A 19161-nucleotide genomic window follows, 5' to 3' on the forward strand; every position below is an offset into this window, starting at 1 on the left:
TTCTTATAAAAAAAACAATAAAAAACAGAGCATTCAATGCTAGAATAATAAAGCATTCTTTTCGAATGAAATTACGTCTAGAGCCGTATAACAAAGAAAGTCATTTATGCTACACTTAACCAAAGGAGCGTGAAGTAATGGATTGGAAACACATCCTTCACAAAATAAAGACCGGTTGGCTGACCTTTTGGCGCTGGTTAAAACCGTATTTGCAGCAATTTCATCAATGGCGCAAGCGGGTTTGGAAAAAATACCACGTAAATAAAATTTTTATTTTACTTAGTTTAGTTGCTATCTTAATCATGAGCGGGTATTTGTTTTATATCGCCAAAAATACGAAAGTCAGTGAATTAGAGTCAGGTCTGAAAGAATCGACGGTGATTTTTGATGCCAATGGCGATGAAGCAGGGCAGTTGTACTCGCAAAAAGGCACGTACGTTTCTCTTGATGCCATTTCCAGTGATGTGGTCAACGCCTTGATCTCAACCGAAGACCGCAACTTCTATAATCACCACGGGTTTGATATCAAGGGGATCGCTCGAGCAGCCCTGCGCATGCTGGTCAACCGCAGTGCCGAAGGCGGTGGGGGAAGTACCATCACCCAGCAGCTTGCCAAAAATGCCTATCTGTCCTTGGATCAAACCTTTAGTCGAAAAGCCAAGGAGCTTTTCTTAGCGATCGAGATCGAGAAGAAATATTCTAAAGATGAGATTTTGGAAATGTATTTGAACAGTTCCTATTTTGGTAACGGGGTTTGGGGCATTCAAGATGCCTCGCTAAAATATTTCGGTGTCAATGCTTCTGAACTAAGCGTGGGAGAAGCTGCGACGTTGGTGGGGATGCTCAAAGGTCCTTCGATCTATAACCCGATCGACAATCTGGAAAACGCCACGAACCGTCGCGATACCGTCTTGAGTTTGATGGTGGATAACGGCAAGTTGGACCAGTCCGTTGCTGACCAAGAATCACAAGTTGCCTTAGCTAATTTACTGTATGATGGATTTGGCAATTCAGAATCTGGCTATAAGTATCCTTATTATTTCGATGCGGTCATCGATGAAGCCGAATCCTATGGGTTGGACGCCGATGATGTCATGAATCGCGGCTACAAGATCTATACAGCACTGGATCAAAACTACCAAGCGCAAATGGAAGCTGCCTATAAAAACGATGCCTTGTTCCCTGAAAATGCCGCTGATGGCACGATGGTGCAATCAGGCTCTGTCGCACTTGATCCGAATACCGGTGGGGTGCAAGCGGTGGTGGGTCGTCGTGGCGAGCACGTCTTTAGAGGCTTTAATTTTGCCACGCAAATGAAACGTTCACCAGGCTCCACGATCAAACCGATCAGCGTCTTCGCCCCTGCCCTAGAAGCTGGGTTTGAACCCGACAGTATCCTGAAAGACGAGCCCCTCGATTTTTATGATGCTCAAAACTTTGATGGGACCTATGCTGGCGAAGCAGTCATGTATCAAGCCCTCGCCCAAAGCCTGAATCTGCCAGCAGTTTGGCTGTTGCATGAGATCGGCTTAGATCGTGGGTACAGCAAAGCACAAGAGTTTGGACTTTCCTTGACCGAATCCGACAAATATTATGGCTTAGCATTAGGTGGTTTGGAAAAAGGGGAATCACCCATGACGATGGCAGCAGCGTATGGCGTTTTCGCAAATGGCGGGTATTACTACAAACCGCATTTGATCACCAAAATCGTTGATTCAACTGGTGCCGTGATCGTTGACAATACGTCTGTGCAAGGCAAACGGGTGATTTCTAAAGAGACCGCTGATAAAATGACGAGCATGATGCTGGGCACCTTCTCTAACGGGACGGGTGTTAGTGCCAGTCCGTACGGCTTTACGATCGCCGGCAAGACAGGTACGACAGAGACCAACTTTGATGCTTCTAAGGTCAATGACCAATGGATCGTCGGCTATACTCCTGATATGGTTCTTTCAACTTGGTTAGGATTTGAGCATGTGAGTGAAGATCATTACTTAACGGGAACTAGCGGACAAGTCGTTGGGAAAATATTCAAAGCAGAGGCCGAAAGCTTACTGCCTTATAGTCAAGGCACCCAATTCCAAGTTGCAGACGCTTATTGGACAGGTGGAAAATTGATGGCAGCCGATGAAGTACCAGATCCTGAGAGCAGTACGTCACAAAATGGCAATGATTGGCAGAAAACCATCGATGACTTTGCCGAAAGCGCCAAAGAAGGTATGAAGGAATTCGGCAGCAAGATCAAAGAAGGAACGAAAGAACTGTTTGGCGGCTTGTGGAATTCCATCAGCGGAAATTAAAGGAATTAGGCAACTGCTAGTCTAGAACCTGAGAAGAATGGTATACTAGAAAAAAAGAGGAGGCGTCAAAATGGCAAATATTTATGATACAGCAAACCAATTAGAACGTGAATTACGCGAGTCAGAACAGTTTCAAGATTTGAAAGGTTCTTTCGACCGCTTGAAAGCAAATGAAGAAGCGTATGCGTTATTCAAAGAGTTTCAAGAGTTGCAACAAAGCCTGCAACAAAAAATGATGGCTGGCGAAGAAATGACAGAAGAAGAAGCGCAAAAAGCCCAAGAATTATCGCAAAAAATTCAGCAAGACGGCATTGTTTCTGACTTGATGCAAAAAGAGCAAGCCTTCAGCTTAGTAGCCAATGACTTGAACCGCATCATCATGGGTCCTGTAAGAGATCTATACGAAGCGTAATCGCCAACCAACAAAGACCAAAGAAGCAAGTGAATCTTCAGAGCAATCGGCTGCAACTGCAAGAGCCTTTTCCAAAGAAGTTTCAAAATCGCTTCTTTGGTTTTTTTTATGAAAAAGGCGAACAAATTTTCGTATTTTGCTGACGAAATGCCTGAGAAATGTTATGATAGAAGCATTAAGGAGGGAGAAAGAAATGCGATTTTTACATAGTGCAGACCTGCATATCGACCGGTCATTTGAAGGGGTTCATTTGTTATCTGAAAAAGTGAAGACCCAACTCCCTGCCATCAATCAAAAAATCATCCGTAATTTGGTGGATGTTGCCTTAGAAAAAGCGGTCGATTTTGTTTTGCTGGCTGGGGATACATTCCATCAAGCACGGCCGAGTCTAAAAGTGCAGCATGACTTTTTTGCCCAACTGCAACGACTAGGGGAAGCACAGATCCCTGTCTATATGATTTTCGGCAACCATGATTATTATGATCCGCAACGGTATTGGTTTGCTTTTCCAGAAAATGTCATTCTCTTTTCATCAGAAGAAGTTCAAACGGTTCAAGGAACAACGAAAAACGGTGAAACCTATGCAATCAGTGGATTTAGCTACCAACATCCTTGGATCACTGAAAATAAAGTAACAGAATTTCCTGCAAGAGCAGCGGTGGATTACCATATCGGGCTTTACCACGGGGACCAAGCTGGTGAACGGTATGCCCCCTTTTCAATCAGTGAAATGAAACAAAAAGGCTATGATTATTGGGGCTTGGGGCACATCCATGTACCTAAGACGCTCTCAGAGCAGCCACCGATTCTCTATCCAGGTACACCTCAAGGAAAGACCAAGAAAGAACAGGCGACTGGGGTGATTTTGGCAGACTTAACGCCGCAGGGACCAACGATCGAGCGCTTGGAGATCGCAGAGATCGCTTGGCAAAAGCAAGTGGTCTCCTTAGCGGATGTGACTGCCTCGAATGCCGTATTGCCAGCGATCATCGAGCGCTTAAAAAGTCCTCGTTCGCGCTTGCTGCATCTGGTGTTGACCGATGTGCAGCAGCTGCCGCCAGATTGGTTTCCAGCTGCGGAAAAAAATGAATGGCTGACCTACCTCAATGAACGGTTGGCACAAACAGAGCCGCTGCAAGTGATCTATGCCCTTGAAGTCGAGCAAGCCAATGAAGACAAGATCGCATTGGCGGTATCAGAAGATTATATGCTGCAGTTTTTAGCGATGTATGAGTCGCCAGAGATGTTTGCGGATCGATTGTCGGATCTATTGCAGCATCCACTGATCCAGCGGGGGATCACCCATGAATCATTTCAAGAAGAAGTCTTGCAGCAAGCCAAGCAATTGTTGAAAGACGACTTTCAATGGGAGGAGCAGTCATGAGAATTTTAAAAGCAGAGATTACCGGTTTTGGGAAATACCATGAACAAAGCTTTGCCTTTCATCCGCAAAATCAGCTGCTCTTTGGGCACAACGAGATCGGAAAATCGACGTTGTATCAATTTATTGCCGCCATTTTGTTTGGCTTTCCGAAAAAGACAGCCAAGAAAAAAGACTATACCCCCAAAAACGGTGCTGCTTACGGTGGCAAGTTATGGTTGGCGCTGGAACCCTTCGGTGAAGTGATCGTGGAACGCTATCGGCAAGTGGACCGTGGTCGTGCCAAAGTCCATGTCGCTGGCCAGACGGTCGATGAGCAATGGCTGGCACAACACCTGCAGCCCCTCAATCGAGCATTGTTCTTCGATGTCTTTACTTTTCAGCAAGAGCAATTGACCCAGATCGATAAGCTAGAAGAAAATGAGCTGCACCAAGCGTTGATTTCTCTAGGGATCAGCGGCAGTCAAAAAATGCTGCAGCAAGTGGCGCAATATGAAACCACCAATCAGCAGCAATACAAGCCACGAGGGCAAAAGCTGCCTTTGAACCAAGCGTTAAAACAATTAGAAAAACTGCAAAAAACGATTGCGGAAAAAGAAAGCGAAGAAAGCCGCATCCAACAGCAGTATCAACAGATCGCCCAGCTGCAAGAACAGATCCAAGACTTGCGGCACCAGTATCAAGCATTGAATGACGCTTATCAGGAAAATCAGCAACAGCTGAGTCACTGGGGCCTTTATAAAGAGTGGCAGCAAATGGCACCAGCAGATACGCTAGCCGATCCTCAGCAAGTCCAAGCCATCAAACAGTTTTATCAGCAGTATCAGCAGCTGACGGAAGAAATTCGCAAAAAAGAAGCCGAATTAGATCAGTTGGAGCAAGGAAAAGAATCAGACAAGTATTTCTTTTACCTTGATCACGAGCATCAGATCAGTCACTTGCTGCAGCAGCAAGTGACGATGGCGCGTTTGGCAGATCGTGAAGCAGCAGCCAATCAACAAGAAACTGTCGCCATCACAGAGTTGAATCGCTTGATTGAAAAGCGCCAGTGGAGCAGAGAATCGCCGCCGCTAGTAACGGCTTCGATCCATGAACAAACCACACGTTTACTGCAAGAACGTGTGCAGTTAGAAGAGCTCGAAAAGCGCATGAGGCGTTTAGAAGAAAAAGCGCAATCTTTGCAAGCCACCGCGGCCCGCTTAGAACAGCAGCATCCTCAATTGATTGGCCGCAAGCCCGTTTCTCGCCCGCTATGGCCGCTAGGGATCGTCGGTGGGCTAGTCACAGTGATCGGTATCTTTTTGCCAAGTCCGTGGCGCTGGCTTGCATTAGGTGCGGGGATCTCATCGATCATCGGCAGTATTTTGCCGCTGATGAAAGCAGCACCAAACAAGCAGCAAGGCGTCAAGCAAGAATGGCAGACGGTCCTCATGCAGCTGGATCTACTGGGCGAAGAGTTGGCACAGCTGGAAAATGAGCAGCAGCAAAAGCAGCAGCAGATCAGCCGTGCCCACCAAGCGTTGACACCCTTTTTTGGTGATTTGCCGGTGGAAAACTGGCAGTCGCATCTATTCGCTTATGATGAAGATGTTGCTAGCTATCAAGCCTACTCGCAGCAGCGCAAGCAAGCCTATCAAGAACGGCAAGCTGTCACGGAAGAATTGGCCCCCTTTGAGGAGCAATTCCGCCCGTATGCGGAGTGGCTGCCGCTGCAAAACAAAACCTTGTTAGAAAAAGCGGCGATGTTGCAGAAGTTTCATGAAGAGATGCAAACGATCAAGCTTTCGCGGTTGCAACAACCTAGCACGTTACTGGCCCAACAATTGACCCGTACCCGCAACGAACGCGACCAGCTGTTTGCCCAAGCCAGTGCGCTCTTGCAGCAGCAAGGGTTAGATCACCCTGCAGAAATCAGCCTCTGGTTGAAGCAATGGGAAGCAGCGCAGCGCACGCAGCAGCGAGCAGAAGAATTGGCGGGGATGTTAACACCGATCTATCCCAAACCAGTCACACAAGCAGAATTGCTGCAGCAAAAAGACCAGATCAAGCAGCAGCAAACACAGCTTCAGGCACAAATGCAGCAGTTGACGGAGCACAAACAACGCTTGGAATTAGAAGCAGCAGCCAGTCAAAAAAACGGCACCTTGAATCAGCTTTATCAAGAAGAAAGTGAGCTGAAGGCGGTCATTGAAGAACTCGCTGTGGCATGGGGCAGTCGTCAGTTGGCGGCTTCAATTTTGACGGATGTCACGACTGAATTGTCAGAACAGCAATTGCCGCAGCTATTGTCAGCCGCTTCGACTTATTTTGAACAGCTTTCAAACGGACGTTATCAAAAGATTCTTCTGGAAAATGGTCTGTTAGTAGCGGCAAATGCCAGCGAGACCTTTTCGATCATTGACTTGTCCACAGGAACGAAGGATCAGTTGATCATGGCGTTACGTTTCGGTTATCTAGCGCTGCAAAAAAATCATCCTTTGTGCCCGATCATTATTGATGATGGTTGGTTGCATTATGACAGTGTTCGTAAGGAACGCTTCGCAGCACTATTAAAAGAGTTTGGACAAAGTTATCAAGTAATTTGTTTGTCTTCTGACCAAGAAATGGTAAGCTATTATCAGAAGTACCAGCAGCCTATCGAGGATCTGAGTAAAGGAAGTGAAAGATTTGGCTGATCGGCCAAATAAGCCCATGAAAAAAATTCGTGAATTAACTGTTGATGAAACGTTTCAACTTTTCTTACTGATCAAAAATGCCGATGTACGGATCGCGAAAAACGGCAAAAAGTTTATTGCCTTCACGTTTCAGGATACATCTGGCACGATTGATGGAAAGTTTTGGGATGCATCAGATGAAGAAATCGCCCGTTTTGAACCCGGGAAAGTGGTACTACTAGATGGGAAACGAGAAGTTTACCAAGGCAATCCGCAAGTCAAAATCATGCATTTGCGTTTAGCGAAGCCGGAAGAACCCCACGAACCAAGCCAATACATGGAAAAAGCGCCCTTGCGAAAAGAAGAGATGGAAGAAGAAATCAGTCAAACCTTGTTTGAGATCACAAATCCTCACTGGAATCGCATCGTCCGTTTCTTGTTGAACAAGTATAAAAAGGAATTCTTTGATTTTCCAGCTGCGAAGCGCAATCACCATGCCTTCGCCAGTGGATTGGCGTATCATACGACAACTATGCTGCGCTTAGGAAAAGCGATCGTCAAAGAATACCCTGAATTAAATGCGTCACTGCTGTATGCGGGCATTATTTTACATGATTTAGGAAAAGTGATCGAGTTGACAGGTCCGATGACGACAGAGTATACCTTGGCGGGGAATCTAGTAGGGCATTTGGTCTTAGTGGATGAAGAAATCACGCAAGCCTGTATGGCTTTGAAATTTGATGACAAAGAAGAAGATATCGTTGTTTTGCGGCATATGGTTTTAGCCCACCATGGCTTATTAGAATATGGGTCACCTGTTCGCCCCCGCATAATGGAAGCGGAGATCCTCCATCAGATCGATAATTTGGATGCTTCCATGCAAATGATGCTGACGTCGATTCGTTTAACGGAACCTGGTCAATACACAGACCGAATTTTTGGCATGGACAATCGGAGTTTTTATGTACCGAAAGAAGTGTAGCGGTGACCTTGTAGCACGATCAACTAAAGTGAATGACGGAAAGAACAAAAACCACGCTAGGCTTGCTTAGCGTGGCTTTTTTAGCTGCTGGAAAAGCAGTTGAATCGTAGATAGAAATCTAATCGGCACAAAAAAAGAAGCACCGCTATGACGGCACTTCTTTTTTTGTTTATTCAGCAGAAGAATCTGTAGCACTTTCACTTGTTGCAGTAGAATCATCGGTTGCCTCAGTAGCAGAAGAATCTGCTGCAGAGCTGTCTGTTGCATCCGTTGCAGAAGAGTCAGCAGTTGAATCTTCTGTTTCGGCAGCTGTGATGTAATCAGAAAGCAAGTCTGCTAAGTCAGAGTCTTTCATTTTCACGTTGGCTGCTTGCAATTCTTGACCGATCGTTGCTGCCATAAAGGTTGAATCATTCAACAACGTGTTTTGAGCAATTTCAGTCAATTCATCTTTGTATTTATCCATATCGTTGCCTTTGTCTTGGTTTTTCACCATTTTCACGATATAGTATTCCGTCGTATAAGTCGACGTGTTGGTTGCAGAGATCACTTCAGAGATTTCACCATCTTTTAAATCAAAAGCGGCTGTTTTCACTTCGTTTGGCACAGCAGTTGACGTAGAATCGAATTTGATCGTTCCGCCATCTTCTTTTGTTGCTGCATCCGTTGATTTTTCTTTAGCGATTTCGCCAAAGTCAGCATCATCTTTTTTCGCTTCTTCTAAGACATCTTTGGCATCATCTTCACTTGCTACTTTGATGATTTGTGCTTCTACTTCTGGGTGGAAAGAATCCCAAGCAGTTTTCATTTCTTCATCAGTAATATCCATGTTGGCTTTTAAGCCTTCACGTAACGCAAGCTGTTCTTTCAATTCTGCACGGTAAGATTTCACCGTATAACCAGAAGCAGTCAAGGTTGATTCAAAGGAATCACTACCGCCGTATTGTTCAGCCACGTTGTTGAATTGTTCGTCGATCATTTCTTCAGTCACGTCATCGCCGTATTTTTCATTAAAGACTTTTAAGACGATCATTTGACGCAACGCTTGTTGGTTTTCTGAACTTGTTTTTGCTTTGTCATAAAAATCTTGAACAGTGATTTTACCGCCCTTCATTGTTGCGATTTCCTCACTTGAGTTTCCACAAGCCGCTAATGCAAAAAGACTCATTGCACTGACTGCTACTAAAAGTAATTTTTTCTTCATTCGTTTAAGCACTCCTAATTCTAAAAAGATTCATAATAATCACTGCACCTACTATACCACTTCTAGAAATGGTTGGGAAGAAAACAGTGGATGTTTCAAACAAAATTCATAAAAACTACAAATTTTCGATTTGTTTGTCATCCGCTGCGCTTTGGGCTTGAATCGTCGTAATGTGTTGATTCAATTGCTCCATTTGGGTCTTGATCCGAGCAAGGCGCGGTTGGGCTTGGAATTTGAAGGCTTCCAAATCTTTCGTGAAAGACTCCGTAACAACAGGGATCGTTTCGTCGATCGTTTTGCGGGTCACCATTACGGCATCTTTTAGCTGTTTGACGCTGTCATTGAATTCTAAGGTCGCTTCTGTCGTGTCATCTAAATAGCGAATCAATTCTTCACGGGTTTCATTGCCGCTTTTCGGTGCAAAAAGCAAACCGCCTAAGCCGCCGGCGATGGACCCGAATAATAGTCCTTTAAGAAAATTGCCGATCATTTAGTCCACCTGCTTTCCAATTTTTTCGGCGATTGCCGCTAGTTCTTCCCCCGTGTAATTGTCTGCGTGATTGCCAAAATGGATCTTGAAATCATCGTCTTTGCTGTAACGAGGAATCAAATGGACATGGGAATGGAAGACCGATTGGTACGCCAATTCTTTATTGTTGTTGATGATATTTAAGCCTTCGATCTCAGGGAATGCTTTTTCGATCGCCCGAGCAATCTTAGGGATGCGGGCAAAAACCGCTGCTGCCAACGTTTCATCGTACTCAAAAATATCCGTCACATGGGTTTTGGGAATCACCAATGTATGACCAGGGGTGACTTGGGAAATATCTAAAAAGGCATAAACTTGCTCATCCTCGTAGACTTTGTAGCTAGGGATCTCACGATTGTTGATTTTACAAAAAATACAATTTTCCATTGTAAAAAAACCTCCTTGATCTATTACCTCTACTTTACCATATTTTGCTTTTTTTCGTCTGGTTTCCTCTTTGAAAAAGTCGGAACAAGGCAACTGTTCCTTCAACAAAGGCGCTTTTTTAAAGAAATGCGAAAAGCGAGCGAGAAACGCTTGCATTTAGATTCCAACAACCCTAGACTTAATATCAGAAATCAATTGGAAAGAAGGAACCTATGAAACCGATCATCAAAGAAACCTTACAGAAAAAAACAACGACTTCAGCGAAGCTCCGCTATTTGGCTTATGCCTATAAAGAATGGTTGATTGCGATCACGCTGTTTGTGGTGTTCGCAGGTTCGATCACCTATTCGCTAACGCGTCCAAAAGAAGAAGTAGTCAATGCCGCCATCGTCACTGAAACAGCGATGGACCCTACGGTGCAAAGTGAATTGGAGACAGCCGTTGAGACCTGGGCGATCGACCAAGGGTATCAAAAAGAAGAGCTGAGGATCAGTCTGGTTTCCTATGCTGAACCTGCTGCTGTTCAAGCCTTTACTACCCGCCTTGCCGCCGGTGCGATCCAAATGGTCATTTTTCCAGCGAGTGATGCACAACTGTGGCAAGAACGCTTTGGCAGCCAAGAATTGCCGCAAGAAACCATTACAGTGGGAGAAAACGAATTTATCTTACAAGTCACGAATAAAGAAAAATAAGCAACGGTTTTGCTAGCGGATTGAAAAAAAGAGCCTACGTTGACAGAAAGCCGTAATTAGGCGAATCGGAGGAAAAGAATGACTTTACAAGTAGCAAATGTGACAGGCGGTTATAACCAGCTGCCAGTCTTAAAAAATATTGATTTTACGATCGGCGATGGTGAGCTCGTTGGTCTGATTGGCTTGAATGGGGCGGGGAAGAGTACGACGATCAAAGAAATCATCGGGTTACTGCAACCTCACAGCGGGACGATCACGATCGACGGCTTGACCTTGAAGGAGAACCCAGAGCAATACCGCAAACAAATCGGGTATATTCCCGAAACCCCATCTTTATATGAAGAATTGACCTTAAGAGAGCACATTGAAGTGACAGCGATGGCCTATGATCTTCCGCAAGAAGAAGCCATGAAGCGAGCGGAGCGTTTATTAAAAACCTTTCGCTTAGAAAACAAACTCGATTGGTTCCCAGCAAACTTCTCAAAAGGGATGAAACAAAAAGTCATGGTGTTGTGTGCCTTTTTGATTGAGCCAAGCGTCTACATCATTGATGAACCTTTTCTAGGATTAGATCCTTTAGCGATCAATGCGTTATTGGAACTGATGAATGAGATGAAACAAACCGGGGCATCAATTTTGATGTCCACCCACATTTTAGCAACCGCAGAGAAGTATTGTGACAAATTCATCCTACTGCATAACGGTGAGATCCGCGCACAAGGGACATTGGCGCAGCTAAGAAGCCAATTTCAAGCACCAGAAGCCTCCCTTGATGATCTGTACCTCGCACTGACAAAGGAGAGTCAAGCATGAAGCAGTTTTTCTCGCAACGCTTACAGCGGCATCAAAAACAGATGACACGCTATTTGCGCTATGTCTTCAATGATCATTTTGCTTTGATCAGCACCTTCTTAGTGGGAGGCCTAGGGCTGTATTATTCGGAATTGCTAAAAACATTGCCGCGGCCGTTTCCATTAGGCGGCGTCATCGTGGTCGCTGTTTGGCTCTTTGTTTTACCGCTGGGACGTTTAGCGACACTGACGAAACCGGCAGATTTGATTTTTCTGTTAGCCAAAGAAGGGCAAATGAGAAGTTACCTCAGTCAAGCTCTGCGTTATTCTCTCTGGCTGCCCTTTGGGGTCTTATTTTTAGCCGTAGGAGCAACGATGCCTTTAGTCGTGGTCACAGCAAACAGTACATTTGCTTCCTTTCCCTTCTTTTTAGGAATGATGTGGCTGTTAAAATTGGGGGATCTTTCACTGCAGCGGATTCGGTTGTATCAAGAAACACAGCAGCAAGTCAAACAGCAGCGAGGAATCTGGTTCGCCAGTGCGTTAGCTGCCACACTTGCCAGTATTTATGTAGCACCTTGGCTAGGGTTGGTGATCAGCATCCTCCAAGCAATCTGGTTCCTCTTTGGCGTGAAATCTAATCGTCAGCTCTTGGATTGGGACTATATGATCCAAGCCGAGCAATCGCGCTTATTACGGATCTATCGGTTTATCAACTTGTTTACAGATGTTCCCCAAATCACGACGGAAGCCAAACGACGCAAATACCTCGACTGGTTGCTGGCAAAGATCAAACCAGCCCAAAGCAATACGTATCTTTATCTTTACTTGCGCCGAGTGATTCGTGGTGGGCAATACGGCGGTCTTTATGTCCGTTTATCCTTGATTGGTGGCTTCGTCTTATTCTTTGTCGATGAGCTTTGGATCAGTCTGCTGATCGGCTGCTTGTTTCTTTATCTGATCGGTTTCCAACTGATCCCTTTGATCAATGAATTTCAATACATGGTTTTGACCCATTTGTATCCCGTGCCAGAAAAACAAAAAGCCGCAGCAATCAAAAAAATTATCGGGTCACTTTTGCTTGTGACGACTGTTTTTTTCGGCGTGATCTGTTGCTTGCGCTTGCCCGTTGTTTGGCAAGGGGGCATCGCTTTTGTGGGCTTCTTCCTCTTTGCGGGTCTTTTTTTAGGCATCTACTTGCCAGGGCGATTAAAGAAAATGCACGCCTGATCCTCAGGAAACCTCTCTTACAAAAAGCGAACGCATATGCGCTTGACGGCGACCCTTTAGGAAGCTAGAATAAGAGGTACTGCGAAATAAGGAGAGAAGCTAGGATGGATATTCGCTTGGATCAAGATTGGCGTATGCGGCCGATCAAAGGCGACACCGGGAAAGCCTATATCGGGCTCAAGGACAACGACAAAGTCTTTATCAAACGAAATACGACCCCGATGCTTGCGGCACTCTCTAAAGAGGGCATTGCACCCAAACTCGTCTGGACGAAACGGACGGGAAATGGGGATACGCTCTCCGCACAAGAATGGCTGGATGGACGGGTCTTAGATCCCGATGAGATCGGCCAAAGAAATGACGTCATTGATGTGTTGTATCACTTGCATCATTCAAAAACGCTGGCACAGATGCTAAGCAAAATCGGCGGACAAGTCAGAACGCCTGAACAAATGCTGATGGATTATCAAGATCAGCTGCCTTCTGCGGTGGCTCAAAACCGTTTTATTCATTTGGTCACCGAGTATTTAAAAGCCAATATTCCAGCTTTTGACGAGCAAAAAGCCGCGGTCGTCCATGGCGATGTCAACTATCGAAATTGGCTGGTTTGTCAAAACTATTTGTATTTAGTCGATTGGGATTCCGTGATGTTTGCAGATCCAGCAATCGATATCGGGACTATTTTAGGTCACTATGTGCCGCTATCCAGCTGGTCCCATTGGCTGGTGCGCTACGGTATCCATAGCAGCAGCGAAGTGATCGAAAAAATTTATTGGTATGCATTGTTGAGTATGCTGCAAGAGGTCAAAAAATATTATCTGCGGGGCGATTACAAAGCCATGAATGCAGAGATTTTACAATTAAAACGAATTTATAGTGAATGAAGAGAAGATGGAGCGAGGCAATTTGGTTCCATCTTGTTTTTTCGGAAAGGAAGAAACATGAGAGTAAGAAAACGTGCAGGTGCAAAAGAGCTGATTGAAGCTCATCCACAATACGTCGTTGCAGAGCCTACCGAATGGAAAGGGCGTTGGCATGAACGCTTTGGCAATGATCATCCGCTACACATCGAGATCGGCATGGGAAAAGGTCAATTTATTACGGAAATGGCGAAAGCTCATCCCGAAATCAATTATATTGGGGTAGAGATGCAGATCAGTGTCGTTTCGATCGCATTGGATAAAATGATCGAGCAGGAGATCCCAAACTTGCAGCTGCTGCATGTGGATGGTTCGGCTTTGACCAACTATTTTGCGGACAATGAAGTAGACCAGATCTACTTGAATTTTTCTGATCCATGGCCTAAGAAGAAGCATGAGAAGCGCCGTTTGACTTCTAAAGCCTTTTTAGCGGTGGACGAGCAAATTTTACGACCTAATGGCGAGATCCATTTCAAAACGGACAACCAAGGATTGTTTGAGTATTCCTTAGCGAGCTTTTCTCAATATGGCATGATCATCAAACAAGTTTGGTTGGACCTGCATAACAGTACCTTTGAGAACAATATCATGACGGAATATGAAGAAAAATTCTCAAGCCGCGGGCAGCGAATCTATCGGGTGGAAGCCCAATTTGTGGCAAAAGACCCGCAGGAATAAAGAAGTGACGAAAGACGAAGCAAATTTGCTTCGTCTTTTTTTTCTATTCTCAAAAGGCTTGCGTATTTCTTTTTAGGAGGGATAAGTCGTGGATATTCAAGCATTCTCAGATGAGTTGATTCACTATGGCAGACAAGAACGCATGCAGGATCTGGCCATTTTGCCGAGCGGTACACAGATGGAGGTGATTTTCAGTAAAAGCTATCTCAGAAAGACCTATCAAGTACTGACCAACGAAGAAGCCCAGCAGCTGATCACTCGCTTCAAATTTTTAGGAGGAATGGAGGTGGGAGAACGACGCAAAGCTCAGTTAGGAGCAGTCAGTTATCCGTTAGGCGATCAGCTGCAGCGGCTGCGCATCTCCACAGTCGGTGACTACCAAGGGCGTGAAAGTCTCGTGATGCGGTTTCTTTATCCTTTGACTCAGGAGCATCTGCGCTATTTTTTTGCAGAAGACGTCCAACAGATCCAACAGGCAACCAAACAAAGAGGACTGCATTTGTTTTCCGGTCCCACTGGCTCAGGGAAATCGACCCTCATGTATCAATTAGCTCGGGCAACCAAGGGGCAAATCATTACCATCGAAGATCCTGTGGAGATCGAGGAGCCGCGCTTTTTACAGCTGCAAACCAATTTGAAGATCGAACAAGACTATGATGAATTGATTCGCTTGTCCTTGCGGCATCGTCCAGACCTGCTTTTGATCGGCGAGATTCGTAACAAAGAAACGGCGCAAGCCGCTGTACGAGCCGCTCTGACAGGTCACCGAGTATTTGCCACGATCCATGCCCGAGGTGTAGCAGAAACCAAGACGCGGCTGCTGGAATTGCTCGGGACAGACGATCGTCTGGCGCACGCGTTGCAAGGGATCATTTATCAGCGATTGTTGCCAAATGAAGCGAATGAACCTCATGGATTGCTGGCATATCACTTTTATGAGGGGCAAGTGGAAAAACAGTGGCAACACGTACTAAAACAAGTGAAAGAAAGTGGGTGGATCAGCGATGAAGTTTATGAAAAAGAAGCCCCAGCTACCACGCCGTGCAACTGAAGCCCTCTTAGTCACCTTCACGGTGTTATTGGAGAGTGGCTTTTCCCTACAAGAAAGCCTCCAAGTGCTGCTGCGCAGCCGCCAGTTTTCTGAACCTGTGATCGAACAGCTGATTGTCCATCTGGCCCAAGGGCAAAGCTTTGCAGCAGCGGTAGCGCCGTTGTCGTTATCGGCTACTGAAAAAAGTCAGCTTCATTTAGCAGAAAGGCATGGGGATCTCACGGCGACCTTGCGGCGGATGGTCGACTACCATAAATTGGTCAACAAGCAAAAACAGCTGCTGTACAAAGTAGCTGCCTATCCGCTTTTGTTACTGGTCTTTTTAATAGCTGCGCTTTTTGGGATGCACCGCTTTTTATTGCCCCAATTGCTAGCCTCTGGCATGATCGACGAAGGTCATTGGGGCATTCGCGCCATCACTTGGGCACCAGCAGTACTTATCCTCTTCTTGTTGTTAAGTGTGCTGCTTTTTGTGATCAGCCGCTGGGTGTTTGCCCGCCGCACTGCCTTGCAAAAAGCTGTGTTTTTCAGCCACCTGCCATTGTTCGGAGCATTGTACACGAGTTATCACACGAGTTTTTCCGCATTGGAATGGGGCAAGTTGTTTCAGCAAGGGTTAGATATCCAACAGATCATCGAGTGTATGGAGCACACCAATAAAGCTACCTTGATCCAAGAATTAGCACGAGAACTGCGAGTGACCTTGACACTTGGGGGCGAACTCCCAGAAAAACTTCGTCATTTCTCGTTTCTCACACCCGAATTTTCTTTGATCGTCTTTCAAGGAGAAGTACGAGGAAAGTTAGGAGAAGAGCTTTTTTTATACAGTCAATTATTGATGGAACGCTTGTTTCAACGAATCGAAAAAGCCATTCACTGGGTTCAGCCTCTGATTTTTTTGTTGGTTGCTTTAATGATCGTTGGGATCTATGCCGCTATGTTTTTACCAATCTATGGAAATATCCAAGGAGTGATCGAATGATAGAAAAGAAAGTAGCATCTCCTCGCAAGCAGGGGATTTGGCGTGTCAAAAAAGGCTTTACATTGGTTGAAATGCTAGTCGTTTTATTAGTGATCAGTATTTTGGTTTTGTTGTTTGTCCCAAATCTTGCCAATCAAAGAGGAATCATTGATGAGAAAGGAAATGCGGCGATCGTGAAAGTAGTGGAAACCCAGATCGAACTCTTTCGTCTAAATGAAGATCGGGTGCCTTCGAAAGAAGAATTGATTGCAGAAGGGTATGTATCTGAGGAACAATATGCGATTTATGAGCAGAGAAAGTGAGAACAATGGCACTAGGGGATTTTCTGGGTTTACCTTGATGGAAAGTCTCTTGGTACTCTTGGTCAGTAGTCTCTTCCTCTTTTTCCCCGTCGTGGCTATCGAGTACTATCAACGATCTGCGGAAGTTTTCGGCTTTTGTGCTCGCTTAGAAAAAGGACTCTATACCTTGCAGCAATCGGCCATCATCGATAACACACAAACTCGAGCAATCTATCAAGCAGAGCCAACACCAACTGTTTCATTTTACGGCGCTGCAACTGAGCCAGTCACCAAGATCGACGTTCCTCCTCAACTAGCGATGCAGGCGTTTCCCGATATTCTTTTTAGTAGTCAATCCGGCAACAACAGCAGTCTGCGAAGGATCATTTTCTATTGGCAGGAGAAAAAGCAAACCATCAGCTATAAGTTTTTATTTGGGAGTGGCCGTTATGAAAAAATCGTTGAATAGTGGGTTCATCTTAGCAGAAAGCCTGATTGGCTTTGGGGTCTTGGCAACTTGTGTGTTACTGTTTTTAGCAATGCAGACCGCTTCACTGACGCAAAGTGCGGCATTGCAAGAAAAAGCCCAAATGCTGCGGGTGCTGTATGAAGAAGTCCAGAACCACTCCTTTGATGCGTCAACCATTACCTACACGACGCAGCGTCAGGCAGTCTATCAAGTTCGCTTTTGGCAAGCAGCGCAGCATCAACAAGCACGCATCCAAAGCTGCGAGCAGCTCTGGGAGATCGTGTATGAAGAGTAAAGGCTTTACTTTGTTGGAGTGTCTGTTGTCTTTATGGGTATTGGCGATCTTCTTATTGCTGATCAGCGGGATCGTTAAGCACCTCGCACCCGTCAATCAGCAGATCATGGCTCGCAAAGATCAAGAATGGCATGTGTTTTTGTTTCAGCTGGAACGGGAATTAAGTACCTGTACCTATCTATCGGTCAGTGAGACCACACTGTATTTGCGAAGCAGTCAAAACAATTCGGTCACCATCGATCGCATCAATCGCGTGCTGCGAAAGCGGGACAACAATGGGTATCAACCACTATTGACAGAAGTAACGGATGTGTCTTTTGAGAAAATTGGCGCAGCGATCCGCTTTACCGTTTCCTTTGAGAATGGAGAGCAGAAAATTGGACAATGGAAAATTCACACACAAGAGGCGGCATAAAGGCGGTATTTTACTCACAGCATTGTTGTTTGTGCAGCTGTTGAGCTTGATGTTATTGCTAGTGTTAGAAAACAGCCGCACAACAGCCCTTTTTTATACAAAAACCATTGAAACCTATGAAGCCCGCATCATGAGCGAACTGTTTCATGCGGAATTCTTGCAAAACGAATTGGCAGATCAAGGGTCACGACTTTATAATGTAGGAAAGTTGACCTATGAACGGCAAGGACAACTCTTACAGATCGAGTGCCATGTCAAAAGCCGCCGCTTTACATTTACCTTTTTGTTACCTGAAGAAGAGCCTGAAATAGACACAGATGACCAAGAAGAATAGTACAGGAAAAGGATGGTTGTTTCGACCATCCTTTTTCATACAGAAATAGAAAAAGAATGTTTACAGCTTCACAAATTATTCTAAACGAAAGCGATTGATTATTTTGGATGAATCGGCTAAAATTAAACAGGTATATATGTTGTTATAGTTTTGAAAAGAGGTGCAAGATGTCCGCAGAAAAAATGGAAACGTCTTTTCATTTGACCGTTGAAGCGATCCAACTGCTTCAAAACGCATTGGAAACGTCTTTTTTTGATGCTTACGTAGAGACGATCGAAAATTTTGTTGATCAATACCAAGTTCGCGTGATCGATGGGGTACCAGATGAAGCAACTGCTGCTCGTTTAGAAACCATCTATCAAGAAATTCGAGCAATGGAACTATCGGCAGAAGAAAAACGCAAGCTTGCGCAGTTGGTTTTGTTGAAAGGCAGCCAAACGGAGCGCCTGCAGGCCAATCACCAACTGACACCAGATAGTCTTGGGTTTTTATTCGTCTATTTGATCGAGCAGTTGAGTAGTGCCGATCAACCAGTGAAACTTCTTGATTTATCGGTAGGCATGGGGAATCTCTTATTGACAGTCTTGCTGAATCTGCAATTAGCCAAGCGTCCAGTAGAAGGAACCGGTGTGGATATTGACGAAACCTTGTTGGCGATCGTAGCTGCAACTGGCGAATGGACCAAAGCGCCCTTGCATTTGTTCCATCAAGATGGCTTGCAAGAGCTTTTGATCGAACCGATGGATCTGGCGATCAGCGATCTACCGGTGGGCTATTACCCACAAGATGACAAAGCCCGCAGCTTTATTACGGCGGCTCCAGAAGGACACAGTTACGCCCATCATTTGTTGATGGAACAAGCGATGAACTATGTCAAAGCTGGCGGTTACGGTTTGTTCTTACTACCAAGCAATTTCTTGGAAACGGAACAGAGTGAATTTTTGAAAAAATGGCTGAAAGAAAAGGTTTATTTGCAAGGAATGATTCAGCTTCCTGAAGAACTCTTTAAAAATGAACATTCACGTAAAAGTATATTGCTTTTACAAAACCACGGAGGGACAAGCAAACAAGCAGAAGAAGTCTTGCTGGTCAAGCTAGCCTCACTGAAAGAACCAAAGAACATCACAAAACTTTTTGAACAATTTGCGGCTTGGAAAGCAGCAAATCTGTAATA

At 45.1% G+C, this 19161-nt stretch carries 21 protein-coding genes; 18 read left to right on the plus strand and 3 right to left on the minus strand.

The genetic code is table 11. The annotated features are described in order from the left end of the window. Positions 1-137 precede the first annotated feature (137 nt). From ACI3E5_RS02180 to ACI3E5_RS02200, 5 genes are all read left to right on the plus strand, one after another. Positions 138-2300 (plus strand): PBP1A family penicillin-binding protein, encoded by a 2163-nt coding sequence (locus ACI3E5_RS02180; RefSeq protein WP_005227705.1) that lies wholly within the window; start codon positions 138-140, stop codon positions 2298-2300. A gap of 70 nt (positions 2301-2370) precedes the next feature. After that, a complete protein-coding gene (locus ACI3E5_RS02185; RefSeq protein WP_005227708.1) occupies positions 2371-2712 on the plus strand; it encodes a YlbF/YmcA family competence regulator in 342 nt (113 codons plus the stop codon). Positions 2713-2905: 193 nt separating this feature from the next. After that, positions 2906-4096 carry a metallophosphoesterase family protein gene (locus tag ACI3E5_RS02190; protein ID WP_010749015.1) on the plus strand — a complete coding sequence of 397 codons (1191 nt, stop codon included), beginning with the start codon at positions 2906-2908 and terminating at the stop codon, positions 4094-4096. After that, positions 4093-6768: an AAA family ATPase gene (locus ACI3E5_RS02195; RefSeq protein ID WP_071859288.1), complete on the plus strand. Its 2676-nt coding sequence runs from the start codon at positions 4093-4095 to the stop codon at positions 6766-6768. The genes ACI3E5_RS02190 and ACI3E5_RS02195 overlap by 4 nt, the downstream gene beginning before the upstream one ends. Positions 6769-6784: 16 nt before the next feature. Beyond that, positions 6785-7729, plus strand: coding sequence for a 3'-5' exoribonuclease YhaM family protein (locus tag ACI3E5_RS02200; RefSeq protein WP_034872173.1), 945 nt, complete (start codon positions 6785-6787; stop codon positions 7727-7729). Between the two features lie 169 nt (positions 7730-7898). Here the strand turns inward: ACI3E5_RS02200 and ACI3E5_RS02205 are convergent, their stop codons facing one another. The 3 genes from ACI3E5_RS02205 to ACI3E5_RS02215 all read right to left on the minus strand — a co-directional run bounded on the left by ACI3E5_RS02205 (position 7899) and on the right by ACI3E5_RS02215 (position 9849). Next, complete coding sequence (locus tag ACI3E5_RS02205) at positions 7899-8933, minus strand: peptidylprolyl isomerase (RefSeq protein ID WP_005227715.1); 1035 nt, start codon at positions 8931-8933, stop codon at positions 7899-7901. 115 nt (positions 8934-9048) lie between these two features. Then, a complete protein-coding gene (locus ACI3E5_RS02210; protein WP_060792575.1) occupies positions 9049-9423 on the minus strand; it encodes a YtxH domain-containing protein in 375 nt (124 codons plus the stop codon). Next, a complete protein-coding gene (locus ACI3E5_RS02215; protein WP_005227719.1) occupies positions 9424-9849 on the minus strand; it encodes an HIT family protein in 426 nt (141 codons plus the stop codon). 212 nt (positions 9850-10061) lie between these two features. Between ACI3E5_RS02215 and ACI3E5_RS02220 the strand changes: the two genes are divergently transcribed. The 13 genes from ACI3E5_RS02220 to ACI3E5_RS02280 all read left to right on the plus strand — a co-directional run bounded on the left by ACI3E5_RS02220 (position 10062) and on the right by ACI3E5_RS02280 (position 19159). Further along, the gene (locus ACI3E5_RS02220) at positions 10062-10541 is read left to right on the plus strand and encodes a hypothetical protein (protein ID WP_005227727.1); all 480 of its coding nucleotides are present in this window, start codon (positions 10062-10064) and stop codon (positions 10539-10541) included. Positions 10542-10619: 78 nt separating this feature from the next. Continuing rightward, a complete protein-coding gene (locus ACI3E5_RS02225; RefSeq protein ID WP_005227728.1) occupies positions 10620-11354 on the plus strand; it encodes an ABC transporter ATP-binding protein in 735 nt (244 codons plus the stop codon). Then, positions 11351-12562: an ABC transporter permease gene (locus tag ACI3E5_RS02230; RefSeq protein WP_060792574.1), complete on the plus strand. Its 1212-nt coding sequence runs from the start codon at positions 11351-11353 to the stop codon at positions 12560-12562. Before ACI3E5_RS02225 ends, ACI3E5_RS02230 begins: the two co-directional genes overlap by 4 nt. 104 nt (positions 12563-12666) lie before the next feature. Further along, on the plus strand, positions 12667-13446 hold the full coding sequence (locus ACI3E5_RS02235; RefSeq protein WP_060792573.1) for a phosphotransferase family protein: 780 nt from the start codon (positions 12667-12669) through the stop codon (positions 13444-13446). 57 nt (positions 13447-13503) lie between these two features. Continuing rightward, complete coding sequence (gene trmB, locus ACI3E5_RS02240) at positions 13504-14160, plus strand: tRNA (guanosine(46)-N7)-methyltransferase TrmB (protein WP_005227731.1); 657 nt, start codon at positions 13504-13506, stop codon at positions 14158-14160. Between the two features lie 88 nt (positions 14161-14248). After that, positions 14249-15211: a competence type IV pilus ATPase ComGA gene (comGA, locus tag ACI3E5_RS02245; RefSeq protein ID WP_060792572.1), complete on the plus strand. Its 963-nt coding sequence runs from the start codon at positions 14249-14251 to the stop codon at positions 15209-15211. Then, positions 15165-16193 carry a competence type IV pilus assembly protein ComGB gene (gene comGB / locus ACI3E5_RS02250; RefSeq protein WP_498820748.1) on the plus strand — a complete coding sequence of 343 codons (1029 nt, stop codon included), beginning with the start codon at positions 15165-15167 and terminating at the stop codon, positions 16191-16193. The genes comGA and comGB overlap by 47 nt, the downstream gene beginning before the upstream one ends. Continuing rightward, complete coding sequence (gene comGC, locus ACI3E5_RS02255; RefSeq protein WP_015510483.1) at positions 16190-16495, plus strand: competence type IV pilus major pilin ComGC; 306 nt, start codon at positions 16190-16192, stop codon at positions 16493-16495. Before comGB ends, comGC begins: the two co-directional genes overlap by 4 nt. Beyond that, a complete protein-coding gene (comGD, locus tag ACI3E5_RS02260) occupies positions 16479-16943 on the plus strand; it encodes a competence type IV pilus minor pilin ComGD (RefSeq protein ID WP_016609962.1) in 465 nt (154 codons plus the stop codon). Before comGC ends, comGD begins: the two co-directional genes overlap by 17 nt. After that, positions 16924-17238, plus strand: a complete 315-nt coding sequence (locus ACI3E5_RS02265; protein ID WP_015510481.1) for a PilV family protein — start codon at positions 16924-16926, stop codon at positions 17236-17238. Before comGD ends, ACI3E5_RS02265 begins: the two co-directional genes overlap by 20 nt. Beyond that, a complete protein-coding gene (gene comGF, locus ACI3E5_RS02270; protein WP_060792570.1) occupies positions 17228-17653 on the plus strand; it encodes a competence type IV pilus minor pilin ComGF in 426 nt (141 codons plus the stop codon). Before ACI3E5_RS02265 ends, comGF begins: the two co-directional genes overlap by 11 nt. Continuing rightward, positions 17616-17987: a competence type IV pilus minor pilin ComGG gene (gene comGG, locus ACI3E5_RS02275; protein ID WP_015510479.1), complete on the plus strand. Its 372-nt coding sequence runs from the start codon at positions 17616-17618 to the stop codon at positions 17985-17987. Before comGF ends, comGG begins: the two co-directional genes overlap by 38 nt. A gap of 167 nt (positions 17988-18154) precedes the next feature. Further along, entirely contained in the window at positions 18155-19159 is a 1005-nt protein-coding gene (locus ACI3E5_RS02280; RefSeq protein ID WP_498820749.1) for a class I SAM-dependent methyltransferase, read from the plus strand. The last annotated feature ends 2 nt before the right edge of the window (positions 19160-19161 follow it).

The sequence above is a fragment of the Candidatus Enterococcus avicola genome (assembly GCF_047470845.1).
Taxonomy (GTDB): domain Bacteria; phylum Bacillota; class Bacilli; order Lactobacillales; family Enterococcaceae; genus Enterococcus_D; species Enterococcus_D casseliflavus.